Source organism: Pseudomonas xionganensis, from assembly GCF_009763245.1.
In the GTDB taxonomy this organism is placed as follows: Bacteria; Pseudomonadota; Gammaproteobacteria; order Pseudomonadales; family Pseudomonadaceae; genus Aquipseudomonas; species Aquipseudomonas xionganensis.
On the sequence record NZ_WKJZ01000001.1, the window covers coordinates 1,295,569 to 1,311,565 of the forward strand.

Here is a 15,997-nt window from a genome sequence, read left to right on the forward strand (position 1 = left end):
GGTAGGGTGCGCCGTGCGCACCACGGCTGGCCCGCAGGCGGTGCGCATGGCGCACCCTACGGACAGCGTCAGCCATACGCAACTGCAATCAGACGGCGGCCTTGAAGTGGCGGGCATAACGCGGGCACAGCTCGTCACGCTTGAGCAGGATAAACACATCGGCTACCTGGAAATCGCGATCCCAGCAGGGTTCGCCGCAAATCTTCGCCCCCAGGCGCATATAGGCCTTGAGCAGCGGCGGCATTTCGGCGATCACATTGCCCGGGATATCCAGGGCCGGCAGTGGGGTTTTCGGCTCGGCGCGCAGGTGCTCGGTGCACAGGTAGCGTTCGCGCAGGCGCTGCATGATGGCCTGGGCCTGGATGCCGCCATCCTGCATGGGGATGCTGGCGCAGCCCATCAGGTAGCGATAGCCGCCTTCATTGAGCACCTCGGCCAGTTCGGCCCAGAGCACGGCGATGGTGGCGCCGTTGCGGTAGGCGGCATCCACGCAGGTGCGGCCGATTTCCAGCACCGGCCCTTCGAGGCCGGCCAGGCCGTGCAGGCGGAATTCCTCTTCGCTGTAGAAGCGCCCCAGGTCCGCTGCCGCGCTATGGTCGAGCAGGCGGGTGGTGGCGACCAGCTCGCCACTATTGAGGTCACGCACGCCGATATGCCGGCAGTGCAGGTCGTAGTCATCCATGTCCAAACCCTGCTCGGCGCCCTTGAGCTTGGCGTCGAATTCGGCGCTGAACACGCGAAAGCGCAGGGCCTGGGCCTCGCGCAGGGCGCTGGCCCCGCACAGGCGTTCGGCCTGCAGGCGGCGCGGGGTGCTGCGGTCACGGGAGCTTGCCATCTGGGTCATGCCGTTCTCTCCATTAGGCGACCTTGCAGGCCGCTAGGACGTGCAATTGGCCGATTAAGCCGGCTTTTTGCCTTGCAGCCGGTCGATCTTGTTGGGCAAGCTCAGGCTAGGTAACGGCAATGTCACCCCTGTGAAATTTTGGTGATGCTTGCATGACAGTCGTCATGACCCTGCCCAAAGGAGCCCCGCATGCCCTGGCAACGATTCTTGCGCCCGCAACCCCGCCTGCCCGCCGCGGATCTGGAGAACTGGTACGCCAGCCTGCTGGAGCAGCTGGGCCAGGCCGCACCCTTTGAGCTGGCCCTGCTCGGCGGGCGCCTGGCCGCCACCCCGGGGCTGGCCTTTCTCGCCGGCTACCAGGCCGCCCTGCGCGCCCTCTGGCCGGCCGCACCCTGGAGCCTGGGGGCGCTGTGCGTGACCGAGAACAAGAGCACTCGCCCGGCGGACATGGCCACCCGTATCGCCGGGCTGCAGCTGAACGGGCGCAAGGATTTCGTCACCGCTGCCGAGGCCGCCGACTGGTTACTGGTCGCCGCCCGAGAAGAGTCGGCGGGCGAGGCGCCGCGTCTGGCCCTGAGCGTGGTGCGCAATGGTGATCCCGGGGTGCGTATCGAGCCCTTGCCGGCCTTGCCCCTGATGCCGGATATCGGCCATGCCCGCCTGCACCTGCACGCTGCCCATTGCGAGCGCCTGGCCGGGGATGGCTGGGACGATTATGTGAAGCCCTTCCGCAGCCTGGAGGACTGCCATGTGCTCGCGGCCTTCTGCGCCTGGCTGTATGGCGTGGGCGAGGAATGCGCCTGGCCCGAGCCGCTGCAACTGCGCCTGCTGGGGCTGCTGGCCAGCTGTGCCGAGGTGGCCCGGCAAAGCCCCGGCGCGGCGAGTAGCCACCTGCTGCTGGCCGGGCTGTTAGCCCAGTTCGACAGCCTGCGTGGCGAGCTGGACAGCGCCTTTGCCGCCGGGCCGCAGCCCTGGGCGCAGCTGTGGCAGCGCGACCAGGGTTTGCTGGCGATCGCCAACAGTGCCCGGCGCAAGCGCCTGGAAAAGGCTCGCAGGGTGCTGCAGGGCTGATGCTTGGCCAAGGACCTGCGCCTGGCTTGATGCAGATCAGTAAGTGCGGCCCTGGCGGGCAGTAAAGTCGCCGGCTTTCGGAAGAGAGCCCGCCATGCGCCGCGAACCCATAGTGCTATTCGATAACGGTCACCACCAATGCCTGATGTTCGATGACCTGGTCAGCGGCGAGGGGGTGCAGTCCAACCAGTTTCTGATCACCGACCACGAGCAGTACCTGCTGCTCGATCCGGGCGGCGACCTGACCTATACGCCGCTATCACTGGAGCTGTCCAAGCACATTCCGGTGCAGGATCTGACCTATATCTTCGCCTCGCACCAGGACCCGGACATCATCGCCTCCCTGGACAAGTGGCTGCTGCACACCCGCGCCAAGGTCATCTGCTCCAAGCTGTGGGCACGCTTTCTGCCACACCTGACGGCCAACTACCTGGCCCTGAGCCGTGGCATCAACACCTTCGACCGGATCATCGCGCTGCCGGATCGCGGCCAGTCCTTCACCCTCGGCAAGTGCACGCTCAAGGCGGTGCCGGCGCACTTTCTGCACTCGGTGGGCAACTTCCAGCTGTACGACCCGGTGAGCAAGATCCTCTTTTCCGGTGACATGGGCGCCTCCATGGTCGATGACGCCAGCCCGGTGCGTGACTTCGCCAACCATGTGCCGCACATGCTCGGCTTTCACCGCCGCTACATGGCCAGCAACAAGGTCTGCCGGCTGTGGGCGGCCATGGTGCGGGAGATGGATGTGGCGATGATCGTGCCGCAGCATGGCCGGCCTTTTGTCGGCCAGGAAATGATCAGCGCCTTCCTCTACTGGATCGAAAATCTGGAATGCGGCCTGGATCTGCTCGGCCCCGAGGACTACAGCCTGCCCAAGTAGTGACCATTCGCGCCGAAATCCCCTGTGGATCGGCCGATCCGGCCCTACTGGCCGTCATATCGGCGTGCTAGGGTGCCGCCTTTGCCACGTCGCACAGGCGCCCCTATGTCATTGTTGAAACCCTTTGTCCTGGCCCTGCCGCTGGTGCTGGGCAGCCTTTCGGCCTTGGCCGAGTCCTGGCCGATTCCCGACTGGTCCAGCCGCGGCGCGCCGGCCAGCCCGGCGCTCGCGGCGCTTGAGGCCTATGCCTTCCCGCCGCGCGATGAGGCCGGCCGCACGGGCGTGCGCACCGATGCCCTGCTGGTGGTGCACGACGGCGAGATTGTCTATGAGCGCTACGCCGCGCCGACCCATGCGGCGACCGCGCACCTGACCTGGTCCATGGCCAAGAGCCTGCTGGCCACCACCCTGGGGGTGGCCTATGGTCAGGGGCGCTTTCGCCTGGATCAGCCGGTGGCCGAGTTCTACCCGCCTTTTGCCGCCCACCCGCAGGTCAAGGTCGGCCATCTGCTGAACTGGGCCTCGGGTCTGGACTGGCAGGAAGACTATGAATACGCACCGCTGAAATCCTCGGTGGTGGCCATGCTCTACACCCGCGGTCGCGCCGATATGGCCGCCTTTACCGCCCAGCATCCGGCCGCCGTGGCACCCGGTGCGCGCTTTCGCTACTCCAGCGGCGACAGCAATGTGCTGGCCGCCGCACTCAGGGGCATGGTGGGGGAGGCGGCCTATGCCGACTATCCCTGGACGGCCCTGTTCGACCCCCTGGGTATCGACTCGGCGGTCTGGGAGCGTGATGGCGCCGGCACCTTCGTCGGCTCCTCCTATGCCTATATGACCGCCCGCGATCTGGCCCGGGTGGGCCTGCTGATGCAGCGTGACGGCCGCTGGGGCGAGCAGCAGCTGCTGCCCAAGGCCTGGGTCGCATTCAACCGCACTCCCTTTGCCAACTACCTGCCCGTGGCCGGCAAACCCCACGAGCCGGTGCCCGGCGGCCACTGGTGGCTGAATGCGGCGGTGGCCGGCGCGGCCAAGCCCTGGCCGGATGCGCCGGTGGAGAGCTTTGCCGCCCTCGGCCATTGGGGCCAGGGCCTGTATGTGCTGCCGCGGGAAAAGCTGGTGATCGTGCGCTACGCCGATGACCGCGATGGCAGCTTCCAGCACAACCAGCTACTCAAGCTGGTGCAAGCGGCCTTTGCCGGTGAGGTGCAACCATGATTCGTCGTCGCCCCTGGCTCAGCCTGCTGTTGCTCGCCCTGCTGGTGCTGGCCGCGCTTGGCTGGCACAACCGCGTGCACCTGCAGGCCTTCCCCGACATCGTCAGCGCCTACTCCGCCAAGGAATACTGCTCCTGCCGCTATGTCAGCGACCAGCCGGCGGACTACTGCCGGGCCTATGTGACACAGTACGTGCCGCTGAGCGACTTGCAGGACGATGCCGCAGGCAAACGGGTCAGTGCCTCGGCCCTGGGCCGCACCCATCTGGCCCAGTGGCGGGATCAGCGCAGCGGCTGTGTGCTGGTGTCGGAGCAGTAGTCTCGACCTGATTAACCGCCTGCTGGGGCTTGCAAGGGCGCGCCAGATGACTAAGGTGAGGGCACCTGATCTGCCCCAGAGCCCCCATGGCCTATAACGTCTTCCCCTGGCGTCGCGGTAACCGCATCGAGTTGCTGATCGATGGCCCGCTGTTCTTCCCGCGCATGCTCGAATTGGTGGCCGGGGCTCGTCGTCAGGTGGATCTGGAACTCTATCTGGTGGAGAGCGGGGCCTGTGCCAGCGCCCTGATCGAGGGGCTCTGCGCCGCGGCACGGCGTGGTGTACAGGTGCGCTGTCTGTTCGATGCCTATGGCGCCCAGGGCCTGCAGGCGGCCGATCGTCATCTGCTGCTGGCGGCCGGGGTGCGCTTGCAGTGGTACAACCCCCTGCGTTTTCGCCAGGGCTGGCGCAACTTTCACCGCGATCATCGCAAGCTGCTGCTGGTGGACGAACGCTGGGCCTTTGTCGGCGGCACCGGCGCCACCGACGAATTCTGGCGCCCGGGGCAGGCCAGCAGCCTGTGGCACGAGGTGATGGTGGAAGTCAGCGGGCCGCTGGTGCTGGACTGGCAGCGCCTGTTCGAGCGCCAGTGGCAGGCCTGTCAGGCGCGCATCGCCTGGCGCCCGCGCATTCCCCTGGGGCTGCAACGCCTGGCGATGCCACCTGCGGGACAAGGCCTGGGCCGGGTGGCCTATGCCGACGCCAGCCAGCACCGCGATATCCTGCTGTCGCTGGTACGCGCCCTGCGCGGCGCCAAGCAGCGCATCTGGCTGGCCACGCCCTATTTCCTGCCGACCTGGACCGTACGCCGGGCCCTGCGCCAGGCCGCCAGCCGTGGCGTGGAGGTGCGCCTGCTGCTCAGCGGCCGGCATACCGATCATCCGCCGGTGCGTTTCGCCGGCCAGCGTTATTACCCCGGCCTTCTCAAGGCCGGGGTGCAGATCTTCGAGTACCAGCCGCGCTTTCTGCACCTGAAAATGGTCCTGGTCGACGACTGGGCCAGCGTCGGCTCCTGCAACTTCGACCACTGGAACCTGCGCTTCAACCTGGATGCCAACCTGGAAGCCCTCGACCCGGCCTTCAGTGCCAGCGTGGCGCGCAGCTTTGTCGCCGACTTCGCCGCCAGCCAGGTCATCACCCTGGAGGACTGGCGCGCCCGGCCACTGTGGCGGCGTGCCCAGCAGCGACTGTGGGGTTGGCTGGATAGGTTGGTGGTCAACCTGCTCGATCGCTGGCGATAGCCGCACTTTTGTCGGGTGTGGTCGTCTATCGCCCTCGCTATGCTCGCTGTTCAAACGCCCCAAGGACCCATTGATGCGCGCCCTGACTCCTTCTCTTGTGCTGACGACCTTGCTGCTGGGCGGCTGCTCGACCCCCGGCGCCTTCTTCGCGGCCACCTCCGGTGAAGCCTTTAGCCCCCATGAACTGAGTGATGAGGAGCATGCCCTGGTCTACCTGTACCGGCCCCAGAGCGACTGGGCCGATCAGGAACTGGAGGCCCCCGGGCTGTTTCTCAACAACGCCCTGATCGGCAGCCTGCCGAGCAACGCCTACCTGGTGCTGGAGTTCGAGCGCGCCAGCTATCAGCTGGAAATGCGTCGGCCGTTGTTCGGCAGCCACTGGACCCTGCTGGCCGACGGGCCGATGGACTTTACCCGCATCGCCAGCTTTGTCCTGGATGCCGAGGCCGGTGGGGTCTTCTATCTGCGCTATGACGAGCTCAATCCACCGCCGGTCAGCGAGCCGAAGCTGACCCAGGGCGACGGCCCGCTGCAGCTGGTATCGGAGCAGGTGGCCCAGCTGGAGATCGTGCACACCCGTCAGGTGCAGCCGTTCGAGCGCATCGCCGCCAGCGGCGAAAGCGAGCGTATGCAGCGCAGCTTCTGGCGCTCGGTGGGCAAGGCACTGGGGCTGATCGGGATCTAATCAGCAGGTGGTTTTTCAACGGCCTGCTAACGCCGCGGCAGCTCCACACAGACTTCCAGACCGCCCAGGGGGGAGTCGCCTAGGCTGATCCTGCCCTGGTGCAGTTCCACCACCCGCTGCACGATGGACAGCCCCAGCCCCGCCCCCTGACCGTCGCCCTGGCGGTAGAAGCGTGCGAACAGTCGGTCGCGCTGATCCGCTGTCACGCCGGGGCCACTGTCCTGCACGCGCAGCAGAAGGGTGTCGCTTGAGCTCTGCAGCTGCACCCGGATGCGTCCGCCATCAGGGGTGTACTGCACCGCGTTGCTGATCAGGTTCTGCACCAGCGTGCCCAGGCTCGGGGCATCGGCGCGCAGGCGGTAGTTGCCGTGCTCATCAGCTTCCAGCTCCAGCTCCTGATTGCGCGCCAGGGCCAGTGGGCTGAGTTCGGCCAGCTCCTGGCGCAGGTAATCCAGCAGATCCAGTTCGGCCATGGCCAGTTGCACGCCATTGGGCTCCAGGCGGGCCAGGGTCAGCAACTGGGCCACCACCCGGGTGGCCCGCTCCACCCCGCTCAGCAGTTGCCCCAAAGCCAGTTCGCGGTCGGCCGGTTCGGGGGCCTCGCGGGCGTTCTGGGCATGGATACGCAACACCGCCAGGGGCGTGCGCAGTTCATGGGCGGCATCGGCAATAAAGCGTTTTTCCTGATCGAGCAGCTGATTGACCTGGGACAGCAGGCGGTTGAGCGCGGCGCCCATGGGCTCCAGCTCCTGGGGTAGCGGGCCCAGCAGCAGCGGGGCCAGATTGTCCGGTGCGCGGGCCTTGATCGCCTCGGCCATGCGCCGCAGCGGGTGCAGGCCCCAGCCGATGGCCAGCCACACCAGCAACGCCAGCAGCGGCAGGCCGACAAGGTCGGGCAGCAGGCTGCGCAGGGTGATCTTCTCGACCAGTTCGCCGCGCACGTCTTCACGCTCGGCCACCAGAATCATGTGCCGATCCTGGCGGTCGTGCAGGATAAACAGGCGCCAGTGATGACCCGCCAGAGGAACGCTGTGATAACCGCTGAGCTGGTCGGCCAGGCTGTTAAGCGACTCGTCCGACTGGTGCGCGTGCGAGTCGTTATCGCGATGGAAGTCGGCGACCATCTGCGCCAGTACGCCGGTGGGTGCGCTGGCCGACTGCAGCAGCAGCTGGCCGTGCTCATCGAGCACCTGGAAGGCCAGCTTGCTTTCATAGGCATGGCCTTCCCGTTTTATCGGGCCCTGATCGGTCTGGCTGACCTGCAGGGCCTGGTTCAAGGCTTGCTGCAGGGCCTGCAGGTCACCTGTGGACATGGCTGTACCCAGCATGCCTTCGAGCAGGCGCGCCGACTGGGCCAGCTGGGCATCGAACAGCTCTTCGATCTCATGGCGGGCGTCGCGGTAGCTCTTGTAGGAGATCAGGGTCATCGACAGGCTGAGCAGGCCCAGAACCAACAGCAGGGTACGAGCACGGATCGAGCGCATCAGGCTTTATCCACCAGATAGCCGACGCCACGTACGGTGCGGATCAGCTCGGCGAAGAACTTCTTGCGCAGGTGGTGCACATGCACCTCCAGAGCATTGCTTTCCGGTTCCTCATCCCAGCCGTAGAGCGCCTGCTGCAGCTTGTCGCGGGTCAGCACCCGGCCCGGCTGGGCCAGCAGTTCGTGCAGCAGGAGAAATTCCTTGCGCGGCAGATTGACCGCCTGGCCCTGGTAACTGACGGCCTGGCTGACCGGATCGAGGCTGATGCCACGGTATTCCAGTGCCGGTTGCGGGCGGTTGAAACTGCGCCGCAGCAGGGCGCGCAGGCGGGCCTTGAGTTCGGCGACATCGAAGGGCTTGACCAGGTAATCATCAGCCCCGGCATCCAGCCCGGCGATGCGGTCGTGGGTGGAATCGCGGGCGGTCAGCACCAGCACGGGCACCGGGTTGGCGGCGGCGCGCAGGTGCTTGAGCACTTCCAGGCCGTCCATGCGCGGCAGGCCAAGGTCGAGGATGGCCAGCTCGAAGCTCTCGCTGCTCAGGGCATGCAGCGCACTGCTGCCGTCCTGCACCCAGTCGACGGTGTAACCCTCGGGTTTGAGGGCGGTGCGAATCCCTTCGCCCAGGGCCTTGTCGTCTTCGACCAGCAGAATGCGCATGCCATGACTCTCGCGTTGTCTATTCAAGCTTGCACCGGCGAGATTACTCCAGCTCGGCTTTGACTGTATTGAGCAGCGCCCGGATTTCTTCTTGGCGCCCGGCATCGGCGGACAGGCGATTGGGCCGGGGCGGCGCCTGCAGGGCTTTTTCCAGGGCGGCGCGGGCCTCCGTGAAGCGTTTGGCGCGGGCCAGGTAATCACCATAGAAGTAGTTGGGGTCGATGCCGTCCGGGTTGATCGCCAGGGCCTGCTTGAGCATGGCCTCGGCCTTCTCGTCATCGCCAAAACCGATCGGCCAGCCGGGCACCTGGTAATACAGGCTGCCGAGGCTGGTGTAGGCCGAGCCGGACAGTGCCTTGGGGTCAAGGGCCAGGCCCTGTTCCAGGCTGGCCTTGGCCTGCTTGACCAGGCCCAGCGCGCCCAGACCGCCCTTGGCGCCGGCATAGGTGCTGAGGATGATGCCGTGCCAGATATGCAGTTCGGCGGCCTTGGGTTCGGCGGCAACGGCTTTTTGCGCCTGCTGGCTCAAGCTGGCGAAGGCCTTTTCCCGCTCTGCCTTGGGCAGCTGGTAATTGATCTCGGCCCAACGCTCCTGCAGGGTTTGCAGCTGCGCCTGGCCCTGTTCACTCAAGGCAAAGCTGGGCAGGCTGGTGAGGCAGAGCAGGGCACAGGCGGAGTTACGGATAAGTTTCATGGTGTTCTCCTCTTAGGCTTTGCTGCGGGCAAAGCGCTGGATAATCGGCAGTTGTTTGCGCAGGGCCTGGTCGACCAGGCGCGGCAGCAGGCTGTTGAGGCGCACGAACAGCTGTTCCGGCCAGCCCAGGTAGCGCTCCTCCTCCTCGCGGCGAATGGCCGCCAGCAGTTGCTGGGCGACGCTGTGCGGATCGTCCATGGCGACCTTCAGCTCATCATTCATGGCCACCACGTTGGCGGCGTTCATGCCGGTGCGGGTGGCGCGCGGGGCGAAGTAGAGAACCTTGACCTGGGTGTCGGCCAGCTCGCGGCGCAGCGCCTCGGAAAACCCGCGCAGGGCGAACTTGCTGGCGCAGTAGGCGCTGAAGCCGGGGTAGCCGATGGAGCCGAAGGTCGAGCCGAGGTTGACCACCAGCGCCCGGCCCTGCTGGCGCAACAGCGGCAGCAGACGATGGGTCAGCTGCAGGGTGGCGGTAACGTTGAGCTCGATCAGCTCGGCGATGGCGCCTTCGTCATGCTGCTCCAGCAGGCCGAAGTGATTGACCCCGGCGGCGTTGATCAGGCAGTTGATGCCGCCGCAGCGTTGCGCCGCGGCGACCACAGCCTCGCGGCCGCTGCGCTGACAAATATCGGCCGCCACCACCATGATCTTGCCGGCGTGGGCCGTTGCCTGAGCCTGCAGGGGCTCGGGCTGGCGGCCGACCAGCAGCTGCTGCGCGCCCTCGGCCAGCAAGGCGGCAACCAGGGCCTGGCCGATGCCGCCACTGGCGCCGGTAATTACGGCGCGGCATTCGGAGAGTTTCATTGCGGCTCCTGGGTGCTCAGCGGCAGGCTGCGGAAGATGTCGGCGTACAGGCGATAGACCACTTTGGCGGTGTGCACCACGGCGGCCTGGTCATCGTCGTTGTCCAGCTGGTTCATCAATTTCTTGAAGAACTCGATATGTTCCAGGTCGAGGCTGCCGTGGGAGGTCAGGTAGCTGAAGGCCTTGTTCGGCAGTTGCAGTTTGTCCTGGATCACGCCGGCCACCTGGGTGGCCAGGGCGATACTGGTGCCTTCCAGGACCTGCACCATGCCGAAGAAACTCACCGGGTTGTGCCGGGCGATGCGGTCGTAGACATAGCTGACCATCAGCTCGGTGGTGCGATGCGGCAGCCCATTGCGCACGGCTTCCTTGTCGGCACCACAGGCGGCGATGTCATTGAGGACCCATTCCTGATGGCCCTTTTCTTCGTCGATGTACTCAGCAATGGCTTCACGCAGCCACTCCAGACGCTCGGGCAGGCGTGCACCGCAGGCCATCAGCAGCGGCACGGTGTGTTTGACGTGGTGATAGGCCTCGGTGAGAAAGGCCACGTAGCTGTGCAGGCTGACAGTGCCGGCCATGGCCTGGGCAATGATTGGCGCGCTGAGCAGGTAGTCACGCTCAAGGGTGGTTTGTTCGAGCAGGGATTCATAGAAGCTCATCAGGCATCTCCGTAGCAGGTCTGGTTGGCCATCAACTGTTCGATGGCGCCTTGGTAGTGGTTGAGCAGGGCCGTGCGGCGCAGGCGACCATTGCTGGTGGCCAGCGCGTTGGCGCTGCTGAAGGGTTGTTCGGCGCGCAGCCAGTGGTGCACCCGGGCGTAGTCGGGCAGGGTCTGGTTGGCCGCGGCGACTGCTTCGGCAAGCTGCAGGTCGCTGATATGGGCGAAGCGCGGCACCAGCACGGCGACATTGCCCGGCAGGGCCTCGCCATGCAGCCAGGCCTGGGCGATGGGCAGTTGCTGTACCAGTTCGGCCTCGACCCATTCCGGGTTGACGTTGCGACCAAAGGCGGTGATGAACTGGTGCTTCTTGCGCCCGTGCAGCACCAGGAATTTGCCGTCGAAATGGCCCAGGTCGCCGGTGCCCAGCCATTCCTCGTCGGCGCCCGCCTCGCCCAGATAACCAAGCAGGCGTGGACCCTTGACCAGCACCTCGCCATCCGCCGCCAGGCGCAGCTGCAGGTGCGCCAACGGTTGGCCGACCGTGCCGATGCGGCGGTTTTCCGGGGTGTTCAGGCACACCACCGAGGCGCATTCCGACAGGCCATAGCCCTCGAACACCGGCAACCCCAGGGCGTCGGCACGCGCAAGCAACTGGCTGGCGACGCGGCCACCGCCAACCGCGATAAAGCGCAGGCTGTCCGGCAGCGGCAGGCCGCGTTCGGCGGCACTGACCAGGGCCAGCAGCAGCTGCGGCAGCAGAATCAGGCTATGGGGCTGGGCCTGGGCCAGGGCGCCGAGAAAGCGCGGCAGGTCGAACTGGCTGGCGCCCAGCAGGCCGATCTGCGCCATGGGCATCAGCTCGATCTGCGCGCCGGCCAGCAAGGGTGCATAGACCCCGGCGATATTCTCCAGCAGGGTGGCCAGCGGCAGCACGCACAGGTGGCGTTCGACCCGGCAGCTGGCACTGGCCTGCACCAGGCTGTGGGCCACCGCGAGTTGCGTGGCGATATCCAGGCACACGCCCTTGGGCTGGCCGGTGGTGCCGGAGGTGTAGGTGATCTTGCAGGTGCCGGCATGCATGGCTGGGGGCTGGACCACTGCGCGCAGATATATGCCGGGTGTCGCCTGGACAAAACCGGCGTGGGGCTGGGCGCTGATCAGGCAGTCGATGCCGGCGCTGTCCAGCACGTGCAGCTGCTGGCTGCCGGAAAAGAAACCCGGCAGCGGCACGCAGACCAGTCCGGCATGCAGGGCGGCGAGGTCCCAGAGCACCCAGTCGATACCGTTATCCAGGGCCAGGGCGATCCGCCGGGCGCCGAGCTGTTGCAGCTGCGCGCTGCGTTGCTCGACCTCGCTCAGCAGTTGGGCGTAGCTCAGTTGCCGCTCGCCTTCGCGCAGGGCGTTGGCGTGGCCGAGCTCGGCCAGGCGGTTAAACAAGGATTCAGCGGCAGGCCACATCGGGCATGTCCTCCAGGGCATAGAAGGCTTGGTGAGCCAGGCGCGGATAGGCGCCCAGCTGCAGCAGACGCTGGTGTCCGGCATGGATGTCGCCGGCCATCACCTGGGGCTGGTTGGCGTAGTAGCTGCCCCAGTCCGCCTGCTCATCACCCAGGCAATCGGGGTTGGCCGGGCCAAGAGGCAGGGGTGTCAGGCCCAGACGCTGGAAACTGTTGAGCAGGGCCAGGGTGCCGGTGAAACACACCCAGCGATAACCCCGCGCCACCAGCAGGTCGGTCAGTGCCACGATCAGCAAACGCGCGGCCCCGGGGCTGCCCGCCGCCAGGTTGCCGACCTCGATCAGCTGCGTGCGCTGCGGCGCACCCGCCACCTGGCGGGCGGCAATCACCTGTTCGGCCGGCTGGCTCAGGTAGCGCTCCAGAAACAGCGGGCCACTGGCGGCGCTGCGCAAGCCCACCGCGCCGAGCAGTTGCCCGGCGCCGTCTTCCAGGCTCAGCAGGCAGGGCATGAAATGACGGATGCGGGCCTGATGCTGGACGGCGAAGCGTTCGCCAATAAAGGCCTCAACCCCGGCGCGGCGTGGACTGGTGGCGTTGGCCAGATAGAGGCCGAGCGGCTGCTCGCGGCCAATCCGTGCAAGTGCAGTGTTCTGATACAGCCAAGGCAGTTCCATCGGCGGACCCTCATCTGAGAACTTGGATGCGAGTCTCGATGGCCAGGCTTAACGGCAAATTAAGTCCTGTAAGAATTTCCCGTTATTTATTCTTTGCAGGTCGGCGTGGCTGTGCCTGACACTGTGGCCGGTGCCGACAGCCTGTCGTGCCAACTCTCAATCCGTCCCACGCGCTATGCCCATGGAGATCGCCATGCCCCTTACCGATGCACAACTGGCCGTGCGCCAGACTGTTCTGCATAGCCCGGACGCGCTGGACTGCACGCTCTACCGTGCCGACGAGAATGACCCGGATGCCGAAGAACTCGACCTGGGTGATGCCAAGCTGCTGTTTATCGGCCCCTTCGAGGCGCCGGCCGACTGGGACGCCGCCGAGCGTGCCGACTACTTTGGCGACAGTGCCCCGGAGCTGTTTTTCAGTGCCCGCGTCGAATGCCTGGCCGAACCGGACAGCAAGGCCTGGTTCAGCGCCGATGTCGGTGACTATGTGGCCACCCTGCCGGGGGCGGGCGAGGTGCTGATGTACTACGTCCACGACTATCTGGAAGAGCCGGATGGCAGCCTGAGCTATGTGCTGCTGCGTGACGAGGAGCTGCTGGAGTAAGTGCCTGCCCTTGTAGGGTGCGCCGCGCGCAGCAGGCTTGCGCAGCCTGTATCGCTGCGCATGGCGCCCCTTGCCATTGCCGACCGTCTATCCGTCCTGTGCCCTGTAGTACCGGGCTATTACCCGCGCGAGGCTGATCGGGTTAACACTCTGTGCTTGTCAATTTATTGAAGGGAGCAGGACCATGGCCGCGAAAAAGATTTTGATGCTGGTCGGCGACTACGTCGAAGACTACGAAGTGATGGTGCCGTTTCAGGCACTGCTGATGGTCGGTCATCAGGTGCACGCAGTGTGCCCGGATAAGACTGCCGGACAGACAGTACGCACCGCCATCCACGATTTTGAAGGCGAGCAGACTTACAGCGAGAAGCCCGGGCACAACTTCGCCCTCAACTTCGACTTCGCCCAGGTCAAGGCCGAGGATTACGACGCGCTGTTGATTCCCGGTGGCCGCGCCCCGGAGTACCTGCGCCTGAATGCCCAGGTGCTGGCATTGGTGCAGGCCTTCGATAAAGCCGGCAAGCCGATTGCGGCGGTCTGCCATGGTGCCCAGCTGCTCGCCGCCGCCGGCGTGCTCAATGGGCGCGAGTGCAGCGCCTACCCGGCCTGCGGCCCGGAAGTGACCCTGGCCGGCGGGCGCTATATGGATATCGCCGTGGATCAGGCCCATGTCCAGGGCAACCTGGTCACCGCACCGGCCTGGCCGGCTCATCCCAACTGGCTGGCGGCCTTTCTCGCGCTGCTGGGTACGCAGATCACGCTGTAAACTGCGGGGCCTGTCAGGCTTCGCATTCAGGGAGGTGGCCGCCATGTGCGAGCTGTATGTCAAAGCCGATCCGATTCTCTACGAGTCCCGCGCCCGCTCGCTGCGTATCCGTGGTGTGGTCACCACCCTGCGCCTGGAAAACCAGTTCTGGGACATCCTGCGCGAAATCGCCGAGGTCGATGGCATGACCACCAATCAGCTGATCACCAAGCTGTATGACGAGGTCATGGACTACCGTGGCGAGGTGGTGAATTTCGCCTCCTTTCTGCGGGTCAGCTGTACCCGCTTTCTCAGTCAGCGCCCCAGTAATGTAAGGGAACTGCTGCCCCGGGCGCAGCACGTACCCTAACTGGCTCAGGCGAAGGCGAGTACCTCCTGCACGGGGCGGCGCACCTTCTGCGGCCAGTTGCCCTCGGCGGCGTAGCCGACGGTAACCAGCAGGATGGGCTGCTCATGGGCTTCGAGCGCAAAGGCCTGGGCTACACCCTCGGCATCGAAGCCGGTCATGGCACCACTGGCCAGGCTCATGCCTTGCGCCGCCAGCATCAGGGTCATGGCCGCCAGGGAGGCCGAGCGCACCGCCTCTTCACGTTGCAGCTGAGGGTTGCCTGCATGGCTCTGCTGGACCATGTCCGTCCAGCTTTGCTGGACGCTGGCGGGCAGGATGCCGACATCGACCGAGGGTTGCAGGTGCTGGGCCAGGCGGGCGTGGGCCTCAACAGTGCCGCAGACGATAAAGGTCACCGCCGCATCCAGTACCTGACGTTGCTGGTAGGCCAGCTCGTGCAGGCGCGCCTTGGCCGCTGCGGACTGCACGGCGATAAATTTCCAGTTCTGCAGGTTGAAGGCCGTGGGGGCACGCGTGGCCAGCTGCACCAGCTCGCGGATCACGGGCTCGGGCAGTGTGCGACCTGCCTGGTAGCGCGTGGTGGATACCCGGGATTCGATCAGGTGCTTGATAGTGGTGGTCATGACAGATTCCATTACACAGGGGTGGTCAGGGAAAGGGCTTTGGGTTGACGAGGGGTTTGGCTGGCCCACTGCACGGCCAGGATGCTGCCCAGTACGGTCAGCAGACCGAGCAGGGCCACGCCGGTGATGCGCTCATCCAGCAGCAGCCAGCCGATCAGGACCGCCACCACCGGGCTCAGCAGGCTCAGTGACGAAACCGCTACGGGTGACAGGCGGGCAATGCCGCGGAACCACAGCACGTAGGCCAGTAGCGCCCCGAAGATCGACAGGTAGGCATAGGCCAGGCCCTGGCTGATGCTCAGGCTCTGCAGGGGCGGGTCGACCAGCAGGGCCAGCGGCAGCAGCATCAGCCCACCCAGCAGCAGCTGCCAGCCGGTAAAGGGCAGCAGGGCCAGATTGCTCTTCCAGCGCTGGGTCAGGTAGGTCCCCAGGGCCATGCAGCTCATGCCGGCGAAGGCCGCGACAATCCCCAGGGCGTCCCAGCGGGAATCGGGTGACAGCAGCAGGGCCGCCATGCCGGCCACACCCAGCAGGCTGGCGCCGATGGCCATCTGAGCCGGACGGCGGCCTTCCAGGCCCCACAGCAGGCCCATCAACAGCAGGGGTTGAATCGCTCCGACCACGGCCGCCAGGCCGCCGGGCAGACGGTAGGCGGCGACGAACAGCAGGGCCTGAAAGCAGCCGATATTCAGCGCCGCCAGTACCAGCAGGCGACCCCAGTAGCTGCGTGCCGGTAGCTGACGGCAGCACAGCACCAGCAGCAGACCGGCCGGCAGCGCACGCAGCATCGCGGCGATAAAGGGGCGATCGGCCGGCAGCCACTCGGTGGTGACGATATAGGTGGAACCCCAGATCAAGGGCGCCAGGGCGGTGAGCAGGGTGTTGAACCAGGGGGTGCGCAGCATGATGGTTATCCTGTAAATTGTCTCGCATTCAAGATAAGTTCAGCCTAAGCCGAATTTA

19 protein-coding genes are annotated in these 15,997 nt (G+C 65.9%); 9 read left to right on the top strand and 10 right to left on the bottom strand.

All coding sequences use genetic code 11. The features are described from left to right. Nucleotides 1-88 precede the first annotated feature (88 nt). Nucleotides 89-844: an L-ornithine N(alpha)-acyltransferase gene (olsB, locus tag GJV18_RS05885; protein ID WP_160343769.1), complete on the bottom strand. Its 756-nt coding sequence runs from the start codon at nt 842-844 to the stop codon at nt 89-91. 189 nt (nt 845-1,033) lie between these two features. Between olsB and GJV18_RS05890 the strand changes: the two genes are divergently transcribed. The 6 genes from GJV18_RS05890 (at nt 1,034) to GJV18_RS05915 (ending at nt 6,256) form a co-directional block, all read left to right on the top strand. Next, nucleotides 1,034-1,915, top strand: a complete 882-nt coding sequence (locus GJV18_RS05890) for an acyl-CoA dehydrogenase family protein (RefSeq protein ID WP_160343770.1) — start codon at nt 1,034-1,036, stop codon at nt 1,913-1,915. Nucleotides 1,916-2,009: 94 nt separating this feature from the next. Then, nucleotides 2,010-2,795 (top strand): oxygen-binding di-iron domain-containing protein, encoded by a 786-nt coding sequence (locus GJV18_RS05895; protein WP_160343771.1) that lies wholly within the window; start codon nt 2,010-2,012, stop codon nt 2,793-2,795. A 105-nt stretch (nt 2,796-2,900) separates the two neighbouring features. Beyond that, nucleotides 2,901-4,013, top strand: coding sequence for a serine hydrolase domain-containing protein (locus tag GJV18_RS05900; protein WP_160343772.1), 1,113 nt, complete (start codon nt 2,901-2,903; stop codon nt 4,011-4,013). Next, nucleotides 4,010-4,330, top strand: a complete 321-nt coding sequence (locus GJV18_RS05905) for an amidase (RefSeq protein WP_160343773.1) — start codon at nt 4,010-4,012, stop codon at nt 4,328-4,330. Before GJV18_RS05900 ends, GJV18_RS05905 begins: the two co-directional genes overlap by 4 nt. 86 nt (nt 4,331-4,416) lie before the next feature. After that, nucleotides 4,417-5,571 carry a phospholipase D-like domain-containing protein gene (locus tag GJV18_RS05910; RefSeq protein WP_160343774.1) on the top strand — a complete coding sequence of 385 codons (1,155 nt, stop codon included), beginning with the start codon at nt 4,417-4,419 and terminating at the stop codon, nt 5,569-5,571. 70 nt (nt 5,572-5,641) lie between these two features. Further along, a complete protein-coding gene (locus GJV18_RS05915; protein ID WP_178113416.1) occupies nt 5,642-6,256 on the top strand; it encodes a DUF2846 domain-containing protein in 615 nt (204 codons plus the stop codon). Between the two features lie 26 nt (nt 6,257-6,282). Here GJV18_RS05915 and GJV18_RS05920 read toward each other — a convergent pair whose 3' ends face one another. Genes GJV18_RS05920 through GJV18_RS05950 form a run of 7 tightly spaced genes read right to left on the bottom strand, consistent with a single transcriptional unit; the run spans nt 6,283 to nt 12,692 of the window. Continuing rightward, the gene (locus GJV18_RS05920) at nt 6,283-7,740 is read right to left on the bottom strand and encodes an ATP-binding protein (RefSeq protein ID WP_160343776.1); all 1,458 of its coding nucleotides are present in this window, start codon (nt 7,738-7,740) and stop codon (nt 6,283-6,285) included. Continuing rightward, nucleotides 7,740-8,399 carry a response regulator gene (locus GJV18_RS05925; protein WP_160343777.1) on the bottom strand — a complete coding sequence of 220 codons (660 nt, stop codon included), beginning with the start codon at nt 8,397-8,399 and terminating at the stop codon, nt 7,740-7,742. The genes GJV18_RS05920 and GJV18_RS05925 overlap by 1 nt, the downstream gene beginning before the upstream one ends. Nucleotides 8,400-8,442: 43 nt before the next feature. Beyond that, nucleotides 8,443-9,093, bottom strand: a complete 651-nt coding sequence (locus GJV18_RS05930) for a tetratricopeptide repeat protein (protein WP_160343778.1) — start codon at nt 9,091-9,093, stop codon at nt 8,443-8,445. A gap of 12 nt (nt 9,094-9,105) precedes the next feature. Continuing rightward, nucleotides 9,106-9,897 (bottom strand): SDR family oxidoreductase, encoded by a 792-nt coding sequence (locus GJV18_RS05935; protein WP_160343779.1) that lies wholly within the window; start codon nt 9,895-9,897, stop codon nt 9,106-9,108. Next, nucleotides 9,894-10,559: a TenA family transcriptional regulator gene (locus GJV18_RS05940; RefSeq protein ID WP_160343780.1), complete on the bottom strand. Its 666-nt coding sequence runs from the start codon at nt 10,557-10,559 to the stop codon at nt 9,894-9,896. The genes GJV18_RS05935 and GJV18_RS05940 overlap by 4 nt, the downstream gene beginning before the upstream one ends. Continuing rightward, nucleotides 10,559-12,019: an AMP-binding protein gene (locus tag GJV18_RS05945; protein ID WP_160343781.1), complete on the bottom strand. Its 1,461-nt coding sequence runs from the start codon at nt 12,017-12,019 to the stop codon at nt 10,559-10,561. The genes GJV18_RS05940 and GJV18_RS05945 overlap by 1 nt, the downstream gene beginning before the upstream one ends. Further along, nucleotides 12,003-12,692, bottom strand: coding sequence for a thermostable hemolysin (locus tag GJV18_RS05950; protein ID WP_160343782.1), 690 nt, complete (start codon nt 12,690-12,692; stop codon nt 12,003-12,005). Before GJV18_RS05950 ends, GJV18_RS05945 begins: the two co-directional genes overlap by 17 nt. A gap of 193 nt (nt 12,693-12,885) precedes the next feature. Between GJV18_RS05950 and GJV18_RS05955 the strand changes: the two genes are divergently transcribed. The 3 genes from GJV18_RS05955 (at nt 12,886) to GJV18_RS05965 (ending at nt 14,411) form a co-directional block, all read left to right on the top strand. After that, nucleotides 12,886-13,296 (top strand): hypothetical protein, encoded by a 411-nt coding sequence (locus tag GJV18_RS05955; RefSeq protein WP_160343783.1) that lies wholly within the window; start codon nt 12,886-12,888, stop codon nt 13,294-13,296. A gap of 184 nt (nt 13,297-13,480) precedes the next feature. Next, entirely contained in the window at nt 13,481-14,062 is a 582-nt protein-coding gene (locus GJV18_RS05960) for a DJ-1/PfpI family protein (protein WP_160343784.1), read from the top strand. Between the two features lie 43 nt (nt 14,063-14,105). Next, nucleotides 14,106-14,411, top strand: coding sequence for a ribbon-helix-helix domain-containing protein (locus tag GJV18_RS05965; RefSeq protein WP_160343785.1), 306 nt, complete (start codon nt 14,106-14,108; stop codon nt 14,409-14,411). Nucleotides 14,412-14,416: 5 nt separating this feature from the next. On the opposite strand, the gene GJV18_RS05970 is transcribed toward GJV18_RS05965, so the two are convergent. Further along, nucleotides 14,417-15,034 (bottom strand): nitroreductase family protein, encoded by a 618-nt coding sequence (locus GJV18_RS05970; RefSeq protein ID WP_160343786.1) that lies wholly within the window; start codon nt 15,032-15,034, stop codon nt 14,417-14,419. Between the two features lie 11 nt (nt 15,035-15,045). Beyond that, nucleotides 15,046-15,939 (bottom strand): EamA family transporter, encoded by an 894-nt coding sequence (locus GJV18_RS05975; RefSeq protein WP_160343787.1) that lies wholly within the window; start codon nt 15,937-15,939, stop codon nt 15,046-15,048. Nucleotides 15,940-15,997: the final 58 nt, after the last annotated feature.

Coding starts and splice junctions, on each gene's coding strand:
- olsB (WP_160343769.1), bottom strand. CDS start 844: ATGACCCAGATGGCAAGCTCCCGTGACCGCAGCACCCCGCGCCGCCTG.
- GJV18_RS05890 (WP_160343770.1), top strand. CDS start 1,034: ATGCCCTGGCAACGATTCTTGCGCCCGCAACCCCGCCTGCCCGCCGCG.
- GJV18_RS05895 (WP_160343771.1), top strand. CDS start 2,010: ATGCGCCGCGAACCCATAGTGCTATTCGATAACGGTCACCACCAATGC.
- GJV18_RS05900 (WP_160343772.1), top strand. CDS start 2,901: ATGTCATTGTTGAAACCCTTTGTCCTGGCCCTGCCGCTGGTGCTGGGC.
- GJV18_RS05905 (WP_160343773.1), top strand. CDS start 4,010: ATGATTCGTCGTCGCCCCTGGCTCAGCCTGCTGTTGCTCGCCCTGCTG.
- GJV18_RS05910 (WP_160343774.1), top strand. CDS start 4,417: ATGGCCTATAACGTCTTCCCCTGGCGTCGCGGTAACCGCATCGAGTTG.
- GJV18_RS05920 (WP_160343776.1), bottom strand. CDS start 7,740: ATGCGCTCGATCCGTGCTCGTACCCTGCTGTTGGTTCTGGGCCTGCTC.
- GJV18_RS05925 (WP_160343777.1), bottom strand. CDS start 8,399: ATGCGCATTCTGCTGGTCGAAGACGACAAGGCCCTGGGCGAAGGGATT.
- GJV18_RS05930 (WP_160343778.1), bottom strand. CDS start 9,093: ATGAAACTTATCCGTAACTCCGCCTGTGCCCTGCTCTGCCTCACCAGC.
- GJV18_RS05935 (WP_160343779.1), bottom strand. CDS start 9,897: ATGAAACTCTCCGAATGCCGCGCCGTAATTACCGGCGCCAGTGGCGGC.
- GJV18_RS05940 (WP_160343780.1), bottom strand. CDS start 10,559: ATGAGCTTCTATGAATCCCTGCTCGAACAAACCACCCTTGAGCGTGAC.
- GJV18_RS05945 (WP_160343781.1), bottom strand. CDS start 12,019: ATGTGGCCTGCCGCTGAATCCTTGTTTAACCGCCTGGCCGAGCTCGGC.
- GJV18_RS05950 (WP_160343782.1), bottom strand. CDS start 12,692: ATGGAACTGCCTTGGCTGTATCAGAACACTGCACTTGCACGGATTGGC.
- GJV18_RS05955 (WP_160343783.1), top strand. CDS start 12,886: ATGCCCCTTACCGATGCACAACTGGCCGTGCGCCAGACTGTTCTGCAT.
- GJV18_RS05960 (WP_160343784.1), top strand. CDS start 13,481: ATGGCCGCGAAAAAGATTTTGATGCTGGTCGGCGACTACGTCGAAGAC.
- GJV18_RS05965 (WP_160343785.1), top strand. CDS start 14,106: ATGTGCGAGCTGTATGTCAAAGCCGATCCGATTCTCTACGAGTCCCGC.
- GJV18_RS05970 (WP_160343786.1), bottom strand. CDS start 15,034: ATGACCACCACTATCAAGCACCTGATCGAATCCCGGGTATCCACCACG.
- GJV18_RS05975 (WP_160343787.1), bottom strand. CDS start 15,939: ATGCTGCGCACCCCCTGGTTCAACACCCTGCTCACCGCCCTGGCGCCC.